The sequence below is a fragment of the Methanosarcina hadiensis genome (assembly GCF_046529725.1).
Lineage (GTDB): Archaea > Halobacteriota > Methanosarcinia > Methanosarcinales > Methanosarcinaceae > Methanosarcina > Methanosarcina hadiensis.
The window spans coordinates 3,775,325-3,788,829 of record NZ_CP136241.1 but is presented as its reverse complement, the minus strand read 5'-3'; the positions used below and the strand labels follow the sequence as shown (position 1 = coordinate 3,788,829).

At 40.8% G+C, this 13,505-nt stretch carries 16 protein-coding genes and 1 tRNA gene; 6 read left to right on the top strand and 11 right to left on the bottom strand.

Annotated features, from left to right (window positions below; genetic code table 11):
• Positions 1–765 (top strand): ABC transporter ATP-binding protein, encoded by a 765-nt coding sequence (locus RSJ42_RS16280; RefSeq protein WP_410508291.1) that lies wholly within the window; start codon positions 1–3, stop codon positions 763–765.
• Between the two features lie 61 nt (positions 766–826).
• On the opposite strand, the gene RSJ42_RS16275 is transcribed toward RSJ42_RS16280, so the two are convergent.
• The 5 genes from RSJ42_RS16275 to RSJ42_RS16255 form a co-directional block, all read right to left on the bottom strand.
• A complete protein-coding gene (locus RSJ42_RS16275; RefSeq protein WP_410510398.1) occupies positions 827–1,252 on the bottom strand; it encodes a polymer-forming cytoskeletal protein in 426 nt (141 codons plus the stop codon).
• A gap of 330 nt (positions 1,253–1,582) precedes the next feature.
• Entirely contained in the window at positions 1,583–1,789 is a 207-nt protein-coding gene (locus RSJ42_RS16270) for a TRAM domain-containing protein (protein WP_410508290.1), read from the bottom strand.
• Positions 1,790–1,850: 61 nt separating this feature from the next.
• The gene (locus RSJ42_RS16265) at positions 1,851–2,057 is read right to left on the bottom strand and encodes a TRAM domain-containing protein (protein ID WP_011033303.1); all 207 of its coding nucleotides are present in this window, start codon (positions 2,055–2,057) and stop codon (positions 1,851–1,853) included.
• 68 nt (positions 2,058–2,125) lie between these two features.
• Positions 2,126–2,332 (bottom strand): TRAM domain-containing protein, encoded by a 207-nt coding sequence (locus RSJ42_RS16260; protein ID WP_011033302.1) that lies wholly within the window; start codon positions 2,330–2,332, stop codon positions 2,126–2,128.
• 54 nt (positions 2,333–2,386) lie between these two features.
• A complete protein-coding gene (locus RSJ42_RS16255) occupies positions 2,387–2,590 on the bottom strand; it encodes a TRAM domain-containing protein (protein ID WP_410510397.1) in 204 nt (67 codons plus the stop codon).
• Between the two features lie 553 nt (positions 2,591–3,143).
• Here RSJ42_RS16255 and RSJ42_RS16250 point away from each other — a divergent pair.
• The 3 genes from RSJ42_RS16250 to RSJ42_RS16240 all read left to right on the top strand — a co-directional run bounded on the left by RSJ42_RS16250 (position 3,144) and on the right by RSJ42_RS16240 (position 3,993).
• Positions 3,144–3,217: transfer RNA gene (locus RSJ42_RS16250), tRNA-Lys, on the top strand.
• Between the two features lie 376 nt (positions 3,218–3,593).
• Positions 3,594–3,764 (top strand): ribbon-helix-helix domain-containing protein, encoded by a 171-nt coding sequence (locus tag RSJ42_RS16245; protein ID WP_011033300.1) that lies wholly within the window; start codon positions 3,594–3,596, stop codon positions 3,762–3,764.
• The gene (locus tag RSJ42_RS16240) at positions 3,745–3,993 is read left to right on the top strand and encodes a hypothetical protein (protein WP_410508289.1); all 249 of its coding nucleotides are present in this window, start codon (positions 3,745–3,747) and stop codon (positions 3,991–3,993) included. The genes RSJ42_RS16245 and RSJ42_RS16240 overlap by 20 nt, the downstream gene beginning before the upstream one ends.
• Positions 3,994–4,158: 165 nt before the next feature.
• Here the strand turns inward: RSJ42_RS16240 and RSJ42_RS16235 are convergent, their stop codons facing one another.
• Both RSJ42_RS16235 and RSJ42_RS16230 read right to left on the bottom strand, forming a co-directional pair.
• Positions 4,159–5,193 carry a methionine synthase gene (locus RSJ42_RS16235; protein ID WP_410508288.1) on the bottom strand — a complete coding sequence of 345 codons (1,035 nt, stop codon included), beginning with the start codon at positions 5,191–5,193 and terminating at the stop codon, positions 4,159–4,161.
• A gap of 256 nt (positions 5,194–5,449) precedes the next feature.
• The gene (locus RSJ42_RS16230; protein ID WP_410508287.1) at positions 5,450–6,490 is read right to left on the bottom strand and encodes a methionine synthase; all 1,041 of its coding nucleotides are present in this window, start codon (positions 6,488–6,490) and stop codon (positions 5,450–5,452) included.
• 282 nt (positions 6,491–6,772) lie between these two features.
• Here RSJ42_RS16230 and RSJ42_RS16225 point away from each other — a divergent pair, with 282 nt between their 5' ends.
• Both RSJ42_RS16225 and RSJ42_RS16220 read left to right on the top strand, forming a co-directional pair.
• On the top strand, positions 6,773–8,515 hold the full coding sequence (locus tag RSJ42_RS16225; protein WP_410508286.1) for an asparagine synthase-related protein: 1,743 nt from the start codon (positions 6,773–6,775) through the stop codon (positions 8,513–8,515).
• Positions 8,421–8,693, top strand: a complete 273-nt coding sequence (locus RSJ42_RS16220; protein ID WP_410510431.1) for a hypothetical protein — start codon at positions 8,421–8,423, stop codon at positions 8,691–8,693. Before RSJ42_RS16225 ends, RSJ42_RS16220 begins: the two co-directional genes overlap by 95 nt.
• 118 nt (positions 8,694–8,811) lie before the next feature.
• On the opposite strand, the gene RSJ42_RS16215 is transcribed toward RSJ42_RS16220, so the two are convergent.
• The 4 genes from RSJ42_RS16215 to RSJ42_RS16200 form a co-directional block, all read right to left on the bottom strand.
• Positions 8,812–9,219, bottom strand: coding sequence for a hypothetical protein (locus tag RSJ42_RS16215; protein WP_410508285.1), 408 nt, complete (start codon positions 9,217–9,219; stop codon positions 8,812–8,814).
• Between the two features lie 326 nt (positions 9,220–9,545).
• Complete coding sequence (argS, locus tag RSJ42_RS16210; protein ID WP_410508284.1) at positions 9,546–11,255, bottom strand: arginine--tRNA ligase; 1,710 nt, start codon at positions 11,253–11,255, stop codon at positions 9,546–9,548.
• A 294-nt stretch (positions 11,256–11,549) separates the two neighbouring features.
• Entirely contained in the window at positions 11,550–12,797 is a 1,248-nt protein-coding gene (gene prf1 / locus RSJ42_RS16205) for a peptide chain release factor aRF-1 (protein WP_410508283.1), read from the bottom strand.
• A gap of 303 nt (positions 12,798–13,100) precedes the next feature.
• Positions 13,101–13,334, bottom strand: coding sequence for a hypothetical protein (locus RSJ42_RS16200; protein WP_410508282.1), 234 nt, complete (start codon positions 13,332–13,334; stop codon positions 13,101–13,103).
• Between the last annotated feature and the right edge of the window lie 171 nt (positions 13,335–13,505).

Here is a 13,505-nt window from a genome sequence, read left to right as displayed (position 1 = left end):
ATGGGTAGAGTGAGTATCAAAAACGTTTCGCGTATCTTTAGCAAAAAAGAGGACGGGTTAGGAACCGAAGCTCTTCATAATATAAGTTTTGATGTGCAGGATGGAGAATTCATCTGTTTGCTCGGGCCTTCAGGTTGCGGGAAGACAACCCTGCTCCGGATAACCGCAGGACTTGAAACCCTGACCTCAGGGGAGATTACACTTAACGGAGTTCCTATTATAGGACCTGACCCTAAAAGAGGCATGGTTTTCCAGCAATATTCCCTTTTTCCCTGGAGAACAGTGATGGATAACATTACCTTTGGGCTGGAAATGCAGGGAGTTAAGAAGAGCGAAGCACGAAAGCAGGTTGAAAAGTACATAGAACTTGTAGGTCTGGCACAATTTAAAAACAGCTACCCGCACGAACTCTCAGGAGGTATGCAGCAAAGAGCGGCTATTGCAAGGGCTCTTGCGAATGAACCTGAAGTCCTCCTTATGGACGAACCTTTTGGGGCCCTTGACGCTCAGACCCGAAACGTGCTTCAGGATGAGCTTCTTAAGATATGGGAACAAAAACACGTAACATTCCTTTTTGTAACGCATAGCGTGGACGAAGCTGTTGTCCTCTCTGACAGGATAGTTGTTATGACGTCGAGACCCGGAAGAGTAAAGGAGATTATAAAAGTCGATTTACCTCGACCGAGAAGCCGCACAAGTCCGGAAGTAAACCGTTTAAGGGATCACGTCCTCAAACTTCTGGAAGAAGAAAGGTTCAGCAAGTAAATTCTTGAATGAATGCAAAATAAGTCTCAAAAGAGCCGGAAATTATTTTTCGAGCCGGAAATTATTTTTCGGCTCGGATTATTACTTTTGTCAATGGCTCTACTTTCCTTACATTAACCTTTCCCACAAGCTCAAGAGTTCCTCCCGCTTTTACCGAACCGAGAGTGCAACCAGGTCTTACACGGATGTCCCCTTTACAGGCTGCTGAATTTATGATTGCTCTGTCAAGAAGGACAAGTTCAGAGACTGTTTCTAAATTGCCCAGAACTTTTACTGCTGAACATATGAGGGCGCTTCCGGCTTTCACATTGCCCTGAACAATCGAGCCTTTCCCGAGTTCAAGCCTGCCAGATACTGTAAGATTTTTCCAGAACTTCGCTTCCTGCCCGATAATAACGTTGCCGTCCAGCACGAGGTCTTCTTCCAGAAAAGCCCTTTTTTTAATCACGTAAGTGTTGGACCTGGGGTGGTACTTAATAAAACGCATCACTATAAATCACTCCGGGTTACTGTCCCCGGCTATCGATTCAAGAAAGCCGTAAACAATTTGTTTTTGTGGCGAATATAAGAACTTTGCCAATTGGATTTCAAAGTATGATTGAGCATCTATTATATAATATCATCGAATGTTCACTAACAGAAGCCATAATAAGAAGCCTGGCAAAAGGGACCTTACGGACTAAGAAACAAGATAATGAAAAAGAGGTTCCGGCATATCGCGGAAGCCGGAGATTAGTGAAATTCATTAAGAATAAAAAGACTGAAAAATTATAAACAAATCATTTTTCAGCCTGCTTTCTTATTTTGAGTTATCCTGTTATTCAACAAGGCTGGCAAAACCGTATTTGGGAAGTACCCTTTCGATTTTGATCCTTACCTCGTCTCCTACTTTGGTGCCCGGGACAAAGACTACAAAGCCCTCTATGCGGGCAATGCCATCTCCCTGGCGGGCGAGATCCTGAATCGTAACATCGTAGACTTCGCCTTCTTCAACAGGAACAGAGTGACTTTCTTCTCTGAACATGAATACCATTCCTTTAATCAGGTTAAAATTTAGTATAACCAGGTGGTTTTTCAACCGGAACTTACTCGACAACGCTTGCAAATGCAAACTTCGGAAGTACTCTCTCTACCTTAATGCGAACTTCATCGCCTACTTTGGTGCCCGGGACAAAGATTACAAAACCCTCTATGCGGGCAATGCCATCTCCCTGACGAGCAATATCCTGAATTGTAACATCGTAGACTTCGCCCTCTTCAACAGGGACTGAACGACTTTCTTCTCTGAACATGAATACCATTCCTTTACTTTAAACTACTTCAGTTAAATCTCTAAAATTAAATTAATACCCTTGTGGGGTTATTCGACAACACTTGCAAATGCAAACTTGGGAAGAACCCTTTCGACCTTAATCTGAACCTCGTCTCCAACACTGGTGTTAGGGACAAAGACTACAAAACCCTCAATACGAGCAATGCCGTCTCCCTGGCGAGCGATGTCCTGAATTGTAACATCGTAAACTTCACCCTCTTCAACAGGGACTGGGCGACTTTCTTCTCTGAACATGAAAACCATTCCTTTAATAACAAAATTTAAAGTAATATTCTCTCAAACCCAAACTTATTCAACAACGCTTGCAAATGCAAATTTAGGAAGTACCCTTTCAACCTTAATCTGGACTTCGTCACCTACACTGGTATTCGGGACAAAAACCACAAAGCCTTCGATACGGGCAATGCCGTCTCCCTGGCGGGCAATATCCTGAATAGTTACGTCGTAAGTTTCGCCCTCTTCAACGGGCACAGTACGTTCATCTTTAAACATTAGATTCATTCCTTTAACTTCTCTATTAATTAGCTTATTAAAGCTCTATCAATAAAACAGAAAAGAGTAAAAACAGTACTTTACAGGCCAAACTTGAAAAACCAAATTCAGGAAGTACACATTCTACTTAATCTATTACGGTGAACTAATCCCCAATAGAGCTCGGATAAGTCAATTAATGGTCATACTCATATCCGCTTGTATATAACGTTTTGCTTTAATTCATTTAAAAAAAGAAAAATAAAGAAGTTAGGAAACTGCCCCAAATCTGATTTCCGGAGTTCACGGATCTTACTCTAAAAACAGGATAAGTAAAGATGTATTTTTAATAATTAACATAAAAAATAAAACTACCCAGAATAAAATTCGAACTTTCAATAAAAAGCAACTCCTTAACATAGAAATAAAGTTTTCCCGGAGTCCCGGATAAATATAGAAAAAAGTCCACCCTTAATTTACAAAAAAAGTGAAGAGAGTGCTCATATAAGCGTAACCTATAAATAATTGAAAATACATTCTGAGAGTCGCTCAATAATTAAGAATAACAATGCGTGGGCCCGTAGCTTAGTCAGGCAGAGCGATGGACTCTTAATCCATAGGCCGGGGGTTCAAATCCCTTCGGGCCCGCTGATTTCATTTTTTAGTTTTGTTTATTTCCTGTTCATACTTTTCCTTTTAACAGTTCTTTTTAAATACAGGAGCTTTTAAACACAGGAGCATTTCGAACTTCAGTAGTCGGGAAGCTGTCTACTAAAAGTATCCGTCAACTAAGAAAAGCGTCTGTTAACTAAGAATCTATATTCGCTGGAAAGCTGATTAATCTGAGAGACAGACTTGAACTGAAGAGAAGTTATCAATCAGGAAAGACAAGAATTAAAAGTAATAAAGTAATAAGAAGAAAAAAAATAGAGTGTAAGAAGAAAAAATAGAGTGTAAGAAGAAAAAATAGAGTGTAAGAAGAAAAAATAGAGTGTAAGAAGAAAAAAAATGGAGTGTAGCCCTGATGCCAAAAGTGAGCGTGGAAATCCCTCAGGAACTCCTGGATGATCTCAATAAACATGTGGGAGATAACAAGAAATTTGTAAGTCAATCAGATGCTATTCGAACTTCTATTCGTAAAATGCTGGATATGATGGATGAGATAGATAGAAGGCATGGAAGGCTTAACGAGTGAGCCATCTGGCACATTAAACCTTATCCAATCAAAAACCTTATCCAATCAAAAACCTTATCCAATCAAAAACCTTATCCAATCAAAAACCTTATCCAATCAAAAACCTTATCCAATCAAAAATCTTATCCAATCAAAAATCTTATCCAATCAAAAATCTTATCCAATCAAAAATCTTATCCAATCAAAAACCTTATCCAATCAAAAAGCTGCTGAAAAAAGCACCCCTTGATTTCTACTGTATTTTAGTATCAGTAGACTATTTTTATGAACTTTACAGGATAAAGCAGAGTTTCTACTGGAAAGTAAATAACGGCTAACCAGTACCAGCTGACCTGATACGGCGTGTAAAAATTTCCGGTATCCAGCTGATTTGTCAAAAAGAAAAGTTTCAGGGTTAGAGATTTTCCCTGAAATTCTGTATACCCTGCGCAACATTTGAAAGCAGGATAAAAGCTATTCTCTGGTTAGGCCATGCACCCAGACCACAGTCAGGACCCACGTATTTTATCAGGCTACCAAAACGCCTGTAAGCTAGCTTCAACCTCTTTGTAATGACATCCGGGGTTTCCAGCTGCGAAACGATTTCAGGCAGGTACTGCTGGTCTTTCCAGACGTTAGTACAGTACCTCTCATTAAGAATTCCTGCCAGGGAATAAATATCAGTTCTTGCAATTCCGAGCCTCAGGAAAGAATCGGTGCTTTCAAGAACCTTTTTGTCAATAAGCTCCAGGTAAGAAGGAGTTCCAGCAGATTCTACACCTATCACATTGATGGTGGGCGTTTCGCATGCAAAATTGTAATAAAGAGGAGAATGAAGGTGGATCTCAACATCAGCTCCCCATTTGCTCGCTGATTTGGAAGCTTCGGTAAGGGCAGAGATAACGTCATTTTCGTCAAATGCAAGTTCAGGGTTAAGACCTATGCTTGGCTCGTCAATCGAAACCGTTGCGATCTTAAAGTGTTTTGCAGATCTCATAGAGTTGCGGACGAATTTGTTTATACTTTTTGCAAAAAGAGTATATATATCCGTATACCGGGTGCCTCCGAACTCTTTCAGGTAAAGTTCGGTTGGACCGGTCACGCAAATTCGAACCTTTAAGGCCTCCCCGAATTTCTCTTTATAGGCCTTTGCGACCGTTTCTATAGCCTCAAGTTCTTCAATCCTTGCGCACTCAAGTTTTACCTCAAAGGGACTTTCCGTGCAGTTAGAATCCCGTATAACCTTCAGGAACTGCTCGTTCATGTCCTGATACTGGGGATAAGTAGGAACCTCTACACCGGCATCGATTTTTTGCTGAAAGGCATCATTGATTACAGTAAAAAGTTTCTCATCTTCTGCTCTCGTTTTAAAGGCATTCTTGACCCATTCCCTGCTGACTCCCTCAGGGAGGGGATAGCTTCCTATATCGTCAAAGATGATTTCTTGCATGTTCTCTTAGTAGACCTGTAAGGATTTATTATTATTGGAAAGACAGTAAAATTATAAAATAACAGATAGGAAGTAACACGAAAAAATCTTTGCAAAGGAAAAGAATTCATCTCACATTCAGGGTTATTTTTCTGCGTTACTTCTTCTTACAAAGTTACTCATTTTCCTGGATCAGTCATTTTCCAATCTATTTATTTTCCAAATTATTCATTTTCCAATCTATTCATTTTCCTGGATCAGTCATTTTCCGGATTCATTAACGGTTTTTCATCTCAGCATTAAATGCATTTATGCCCTTTGCTGTATTTTCAAGCAGTCTGAAAGCAAGTTCCTGGTCAGGCCAGAAAGCAAGCCCACAGTCAGGACCTGCATATATTATACGGTCTCCCAGAACGGAGTAAGCTTTCTCAAGCCTTTTTCTCACGAGGTCAGGAGTTTCCATATCGGTTACGATCTTTTGCATATATTCTTTTTCTTTCCAGGCGTTGACTTCGTAGGTTTCGTTAACCATGCCTATGAGGCTGGAAATATCAGTCCTTGAAACTCCAAGCCTTATGTAGGTATTCGAGTCCTCCAGGACTTTTTTGTCAAAAAGCTCTATGTAAGATGGAGTTGCAGCGTACTCAAAACCGATAACGTTGATTGGAGTCTCGCAGACAAGTTTGTACTTTAACGGAGAATGCAGATGGATCTCCACATCAGCTCCCTGTTTTCGTGCGTAAGTAGAAGCCAGGGTAAGGGCAGAGACGATATCAGAGTCAGAGAGCTGGATTCTATCGTTCATTCCAAGGCTCGGTTCATCCAGGGCGACAACCTTGATTTTGAAGTTTTTAGCAGCTTTAAATGCTTCTTTTATGAAGTTTTCAATATCCAGAGCCATTATATGATATGCGTCTGCAAATGCAGTTTCCCCGAAAGCCTGAAGATAAAGGTCAGTAGGACCTGCAACGCAGACTCTTACCTCAAGGGTTTCTCCTGTCTCCTCCCTGCACTGTTTTGCAACCTCATCAATTATCTCAAGCTCGAGGATTTTCGCATTCTCTTCCTTTAAGACATATGGTTCATAGCAGTTCTTTTCATCTTTGATAATGTCCAGAAACTGTCCGATCATATCCCTGTACTGCGGATAAGTTGGAACGTGCACCCCAATATCTATCTTTCTCCGAAAAGCTTCCCTTATCAGAGAAAAGAGTTTTTCATCTTCGGTCCGGGTTTCCGCTGCAGCTTTCACCCACTCCCTTGAAATACCTTCAGGTGTAGGGAGGCTGCCTCCATCGATAAAAGTAATCTCCTGCATGACCTCTATGTAAGATTGATCAAGTATTATAAGTATTGGAATTACTCTGGATAATAAATCCAGAAGAACAGGCATTATATTTTTTAAGCAGAGGAATTTTGATTATTTAGCATCAAATATATAAAAAAGAATTTAAGGATTTGAGGATCATATTATATAAGAAAGTTTAGAAACTCAATCCTGAACTTTTCGTGAATAAAACGACAATTACAGGCAGATAAATAATTCTTAGAATTCAACAATCATCGTGTCTCTAACCAGAAGTTTTGGGGGGTCTGGGTTATGAAAACTGAAATAAAATTATTAGGTAAGTGTTATCCCTGGAGAGAAATAAAACTCAAGGAAGCTGAATGTAATTTAAAAGGAAATGTTTTTTTCAAAAGTAGTCTCCTAAGTCCGGAAAAACTTGCTGAATTGATGCTTACTCTGGTCTGTAAAGATGAGCAGGACAGAGAAAAAGAAACCGGAGATTTTCTTAAGGAATTAAACGGAGAGTTCGCATTCATTGCTGAAACTGAAAATATCATTTTTTGTGCTGTTGATAAAACAAGAAGCGTTCCCCTGTTTTATATAAAAACAAAAAATAGCTTTATCGTATCAGACAGTGCCTGTTACTTAAAAGAAAAAACAAATCAGCGTCTGAATGAGGAAAAGGCAGCAGAATTTATGGTCACAGGCTACGTAACAGGAAACGAAACCCTTTTTGACGATATAAAACAGGTAAGAAACGGGGAATTTTTAATTTATCAGAAAAATGAGAAGCGTCTGGAATCTTACTGCTATTTTAAATTTTTACATGGAGATTTTTACGAGTCTCCTGAGACCGGATTGATTGAGATGCTCGATCAAATCCTCGTAAACGTCTTCTCAAGGCTTATAGAAAGCACCAGCAGGTTAGGGAAGAGGCTGGTTGTGCCTTTAAGCGGAGGGCTTGATTCGCGAATCATTGTTGCAATGCTGAAGAGGCTTGGTGCCAGTGATGTTACATGCGTCAGTTACGGAAGAAAAGGCAGCCGGGAATCCGAGATAAGCAAACACGTTGCAGAAGCCCTTGGGTACGAATGGCTTTTCGTAGAATACACAGCGAAAAAGTGGCATGAATGTTATAATTCAAAAGAAGCCGATTTATTCAGGGAATGGGCTGGAAACCTGTCGTCTCTTCCGCATATGCAGGACTATCCGGCAGTGAAAGAACTGAAGACACAGGGAAAAGTTCCGGAAAATTCGGTATTCGTCCCGGGACACACCGGATACGGCACTTACATTCCCGATTCAATGAGTTTTGATTCGGAAGCCTGTATGGCAGCTTCACTGAAAAAACACTATAATTTATGGCCTTACGGTCAGGAACTCGAAAAGATATTCAAACAAAGGATAAGCAAATCAATATCAGAACTTGAAATTAAAGATGATGAAACGTTTGCAAATGCAATAGAGTATTTCGATTCTAATGAAAGGCAGCCAAAATTCATCTACAATTCGGTCAGAGTTTATGAATTCTTTGGATACGAATGGAGAATTCCGTTGTGTGACACCGAATTGATCGAGTTCTTTTTAAGAGTCCCGCTAAAATACAGAAGAAACTGTAACCTTTACAAAAAATATGCAGGAGAGTGTCTTTTTTCAGGAAAACTGGAGGCGCTTCAAAAAATCGACTGCACTACCGATTTCCTGAACCTCAAGACAATCGAAAAGCGCTCGAAATATGAAAAACTCCTTTATTACAGGACATTTGCTCATAGCTATTATGATCAAAAAGTGAATAACCCTGTATGGGGAAGGTATTTTGAACACCCCCTTATCTCGAGGCTTCTGGTTAAGGCTTCAAGGTACGATAACGAAAATATCGAGGAATACCCGTTACTGAAAAAGATTCTGGAATACAGAAACGAAGAAAAGTATCCTCTGACGGTGAACGGGGTAAGTTCCCTTGAATATCTTGCAAGCCTTAAAGGAGAAACTTATTCTTCCAGAAGTAAGAAAGTTCTTAATCCAGTTGGCGCTCCGGAAAAAAGACCTCTCTGAGGTTGAAGAAATAAAAATAATTAGAAATAGAATGGATAGAACTTATGAAATACGGAATAAAATAAAGAAGAGAGCAAAGGGAGAAAATAAAGAAGAAAGTCGGAAGAAAACAGAGAAGAGAGCAATGGAAGAAGAGAAAAGAGAGCAACGGATGAATAGAGAAGAGAGCAACGGATGAATAGAGAAGAGAGCAACGGATGAAGAGAAAAGAGAGCCGAAAGAAAATAGAGAAAAGAGCAGAGCAAAGAGTAACTAAGAACAAAGGTCTCCCGGAAAGACCTCCATGTTCTTAATACTCAATACCTCTTCTTATACTTCGCAAGCACTTCTTTATTTGCCTCAAAGGCTTTTTCTTCGATGTAACCCTTTTCCCAGGCCCATTCAAAGAAAGTTTGGAGGACCTTTGCGGCTGTTCCAATAAACTTTTTGCCTCCTCCAACCTCAACCACATAGTCATCAAGGAAATCCTTAATCCCGTCAGGGTTAATTTGTTCCGGGCTACAAACATCGAAGTAATTTTTGTTCTCATCAGGTCGGGTGGCACAAAGGGCTTTATCTTCTTCTGACAGGTAATCTTCAGCATTCAGTTCAAGAAATTCCTCGTAAAGAAGAATCACGTCCTCGCAATCCAGGAAGGCATCAGGCTTCAGATTCTCTTCCTGCTCACTCAAAAATTTCCGGAAAGCTTCGTTTATTGTTATCATGTCGATCTCTGCAATGTGATTTGTAGAGTAATATTATTTACTAAGTAAGATACTGTATTTTTCTGATGATGACATATACAAAGCTCTACTACTGCTACTATATATCAGTTTTCTAAAGAAAGACCAAAATAGCAACTCAAAGTAAAATAAAGAAAATGGTCAAGATAGCGGGTCAAGCCAATAAACTAAAAATAAGGAATTAAACAAAAAAACAAAGAAAAGAAATTAAAAACAAAAAATCAAATGAAAAAACTAAAAATTTAAAGAAAGAGGAAAAGAATAAAACCAAGAGATTCTTCTCTCAGTCTTCGTTTCCCTTATCTCTTTTACATTGATTCAGGAGCACCAATTCCCAGAGTATCAAGAGAGTTTGCAAGGACAATTCTTGCGCAGTCTACAAGGGCAAGCCTTGCAGCTCTTACTTTTTCATCCTCGGCTGCGATAACCGGAACGAAACGGTAAAACTGGTTGAAGGCATCGGCAAGTTCGCGGGCATAAATTGCAACGATATGGGGTTTGAGTTCGCGGGCACCAAGGTCGATTATGCTGTCAAATACTGCCATCTTCTTGATAAGATCGATTTCACTGTCCTCTAGAAGGAGAGACGGATCAATCTTTTCTTCAGGATTCCAGGCTGCTTCCTCTTTTGCTTTCTCAAGAATACTGCAGGCGCGGGCGTGAGAGTACTGGATGTAAGGGGCACCCTGCTTCTCGAAATCAAGGGCTTCTTTCCAGTTGAAGACCGTGGATTTTTCAGGGGAAACCCTCACTATATCATAGCGGACCGCACCAAGTCCTACCATCTCTGCAACCTGTTTTTTGAATTCATAGGACGTTTCAGGGCGGCGGGTTTCGACCTGTTCAAATGCAGCCTCAGTAACCCTGTCAAAGAGATTGTCTGCGCTTATAAACTGCCCGCGGCGCGTGCTCATAGAGCCTTCGGGCAGAGAAACGAACTCAAAGATTACAACTTCCGGCTCTTTAATCCCGATAGCATTAAGGGTAGCCCTGAGCTGGCCGGAGATAAGTTTATGGTCAGCTCCGAAAACATCAATTATGCGGTCTGCCTGCCCGGCTTTCCATTCATGATAGGCCAGATCACGGGTTGTGTAAAGGGATGTGCCGTTTGACCGCTGGATAACAAGTGTCTTTTCAAACCCGTAATCCGAAAGGTCAACCACAAGGGCTCCCTTGTCCACTTTAGTCCTGCCTGTAGCCTTTATGCGTTCAACAATGTCATGTACTGCCCCGGATTTAAGGAAAGCGGACTCATTTACGAACTCATCGTGAACCACATTTAAGCGGAGCAGAGTCTCTTTGATTCCTGCAACAGCCAGAGAGACTGCCCTGTTAAAATTCTCAATAGTTGCTACATCCCCGGCTTCCACCTTTTCCATAAGGGCATCGATTTCCTTCACGTACTCAGGGTTCCTGTCGAGCTCTACATTGGCTTTGATATATACGTCAGCAATTGCAGCATCGGACTTTCTGGAAAGGTCAAGCTCAAAGCGCTCACATGCCCAGGAAACCACAGCAATCTGTCGTCCCATGTCGTTAACGTAATACTGAACCTCCACATCATATCCTGCACGTCTAAGGATGCGTGCAAGGGTATCTCCGATGATTGAGTTGCGGATGTGCCCTACGTGAAGAGGGCCGTTTGGATTTGCTGATGTGTGCTCAAGAAGGATTTTATCCTTTGGAGCTCCACAGCCGAATTTCTCTTTTTCTTCCCTGACAGCAGTTACTGTTCTGTCAAGATAGTGCCTGCTTGCAAAGAAATTGATGTAAGGACCTGCAGCACTTATTTTTCCTATATAAGAGCCTTCTGGAATTTCAACTGCAGAAACAATACGGGATGCCAGATCTTTTGGATTTTGCCTGTGGGTGCCTGCAAGCCTGAATGCGGCTCTGCTCGCAAGGTCAGCATGGGGAGAGGTTTCGAATTGAAGTTCGGAATCCTCAACCTCAAAACCTACTTTTTGAATAGCTTCTTTTAAGATTGATATAGCCTGAGCTTTGAGTTCCAGGAACAAGATAAATCACCTGTATAAATTACCTGTAAAAAACTGAAATTGCTTAATTAATCTTCATATAATTAATCTTCGTATAATGGATTTAATCTGTCAAATTCTAATCTGCTATCGATTAATATTAATTTTGATTAATGTTGATTTTGATTAATGTTGATTTTTATTACGTTGATCTACGGATCTGATTAGTGTTATTATTTAGATTTATAACTCCTGATCCACTGATCTAAAGGACAATTTAATTAAAAAAGTATTGGGTAAAATTTACCGGACAGGGGACTTTGCCCCTGAATGAAATCAAACTCCGGTACTGTATCTAAGGATTGCAGCTATGCCTCCAAAAGCATTCATTAGTTGTGAGCCCTCATCAAAGTCAGTGGATACGAAGACTACTTTTGCATTACTTTTGTCAGCGAGTTCTGAGAATTCGTCAACAACGTCAGTAACATCCGTGACCTCAAGGGAAGATCCGCACTTGGGACAGTTTCCGGGCGCAGGAGCAGGTTCTCCGGGTTTCCAGCGCCGGGTCCATTTATTTTCGTATCCGCAAACACTGCAGTTAGTGGTCACTCTTTCTGCACGCAGGTCTTCTGAGAGCAGGAGCACATCCACTGCATTGATCTCGAGATTTGCCCTTACCTGGTTTTCTCCGTAAGCTGCCTTACCAGAATCGGATATTAGTTCCTTGAAAAAGTCCCTGACAGCATTTTTCTGGCTCATGAGTTCAAGATCCTGAAGCTTTTCCCCTGCAGCATTAACAAGCTCGGAAAGCCCTGATTCGTCAGTGTATGCCGTATCAAAGAGCCCCAGGATTTTCTTCATGAGCTCGTGATGGAGAAACTCACCTGCATAGAACTCTTCCTTTGTCGGAGAAGGACCTCCTATCAGGACGCCTTTGAGATCTTTGTGGTCAACAGCCATGAAGACCTCACTTGCAGCATCTCCTATTCTCTTATAGAAGTCGTGAATTGCAATGAGCCTGAGCTGCTGGAAACGGTGAGCACTTTGACCTCCTTTCCTCTGCTTGCCAGGAACTGTTGAAGTCAGGTTTCGGAAGGGCTGGATTCTCTTTCCTACCAGAAGCCCCACAGTTGCTTCTCTACGGTCAAGGACCAGAAGCCCGAAGGTGCTTTTATCCTTGAGCATATCCTCAAGTGGTTCAAGGTAAAAAGATGAGTCACAGTGGTACTTGTAAACAGTAATGGGCTCAGGAGGGACGATTACCTCGCTTTCCATGCTGGTTTTGTTAGCTCCGATATCCACGGCACCAGTGAAGTATACTATTCCGTTCTCAGGTACTTTGTCCAGGTATCTGAGCCTTGAAAGCAGAGACTCAATTGCTCCCTGCACATTGGTCCTCGTAAGCTTGGACTTGATATTTGCAGCCTGCCCGTGCTCGTCTTTTAACTGGTTTGTAACATCAAAAATTTGCTTATCAGAAGGGATGTAAAGGGAAATGAGCTCGGTACTTCTTCCTTTCTTATCCCTGAGGCCCTCAAGCTTCTTTTTAAATTCGTACATTTCGTGTGCGGAATGTTCAGTCATTTTAAAAGTTCCCCAATAGAGTAGTATGATCGGTAATTCTGTGAATGATAGTAAACTGAGATTTGAATTTGTAATTAAGGTTGCAGCACAATTTCAAACCAGTAAACCTGAAGTGAGTTTTAAAGTGAGTTTTAAGGTAGTTTTAAGGTGAGTTTTAAAGTGAGTTCTAAATGGTTTTGAATTGAATCTTTATCTATGTATTAATTCAGAATCTCCAAATTCAGAATCTCCAAATTCAGAATCTCCAGGTCTGGTAAGGGATTTCGGTTTGAATTACCAAATCCGAAATCATATCAAATTTAGTTATTCAGTAAAGTATTTGTTTAGCATGTCGGTTGCATACAACGGATAACCGGAGAATTTGATAAGGATAATCACATAGTGAGTTCCTGTCTCACCCGAAATCCGGGTATAAAAACCGCCTGGAACGCGAAGAACCCTGGAGTGAGTATACGTTTCAGGTGCCAGCATTGCACGAGTTACAGGCCATTCGCTAAAGCCTGCATTTATGCTGTGCGAACCTGCCAGGTTTCGCATTCTTCTGATCGCACTAGATATGAGACATAATCTTACTCAGACTGTATGTGACTGTATGTAATAGTTAAAAATTTGTTTAATTTGAATTAAATTAATCCCTGACGGGAACATATCCTAATTGAAACTTAGGTTTATATTTGTTTCTATCTCCCGACTTATTTTATATATTCA

Bases quoted from the DNA above. Each gene is read 5' to 3' on its own strand.
- RSJ42_RS16230 (WP_410508287.1), bottom strand. From the start codon at position 6,490: ATGCAGGAGATTACTTTTATCGATGGAGGCAGCCTCCCTACACCTGAA.
- RSJ42_RS16265 (WP_011033303.1), bottom strand. From the start codon at position 2,057: ATGTTCAGAGAAGAAAGTCGTTCAGTCCCTGTTGAAGAGGGCGAAGTC.
- RSJ42_RS16245 (WP_011033300.1), top strand. From the start codon at position 3,594: ATGCCAAAAGTGAGCGTGGAAATCCCTCAGGAACTCCTGGATGATCTC.
- prf1 (WP_410508283.1), bottom strand. From the start codon at position 12,797: ATGACTGAACATTCCGCACACGAAATGTACGAATTTAAAAAGAAGCTT.
- RSJ42_RS16215 (WP_410508285.1), bottom strand. From the start codon at position 9,219: ATGATAACAATAAACGAAGCTTTCCGGAAATTTTTGAGTGAGCAGGAA.
- RSJ42_RS16280 (WP_410508291.1), top strand. From the start codon at position 1: ATGGGTAGAGTGAGTATCAAAAACGTTTCGCGTATCTTTAGCAAAAAA.
- RSJ42_RS16200 (WP_410508282.1), bottom strand. From the start codon at position 13,334: ATGCGAAACCTGGCAGGTTCGCACAGCATAAATGCAGGCTTTAGCGAA.
- RSJ42_RS16240 (WP_410508289.1), top strand. From the start codon at position 3,745: ATGGAAGGCTTAACGAGTGAGCCATCTGGCACATTAAACCTTATCCAA.
- RSJ42_RS16225 (WP_410508286.1), top strand. From the start codon at position 6,773: ATGAAAACTGAAATAAAATTATTAGGTAAGTGTTATCCCTGGAGAGAA.
- RSJ42_RS16275 (WP_410510398.1), bottom strand. From the start codon at position 1,252: ATGCGTTTTATTAAGTACCACCCCAGGTCCAACACTTACGTGATTAAA.
- RSJ42_RS16270 (WP_410508290.1), bottom strand. From the start codon at position 1,789: ATGTTCAGAGAAGAAAGTCACTCTGTTCCTGTTGAAGAAGGCGAAGTC.
- RSJ42_RS16235 (WP_410508288.1), bottom strand. From the start codon at position 5,193: ATGCAAGAAATCATCTTTGACGATATAGGAAGCTATCCCCTCCCTGAG.
- RSJ42_RS16255 (WP_410510397.1), bottom strand. From the start codon at position 2,590: ATGTTTAAAGATGAACGTACTGTGCCCGTTGAAGAGGGCGAAACTTAC.
- RSJ42_RS16260 (WP_011033302.1), bottom strand. From the start codon at position 2,332: ATGTTCAGAGAAGAAAGTCGCCCAGTCCCTGTTGAAGAGGGTGAAGTT.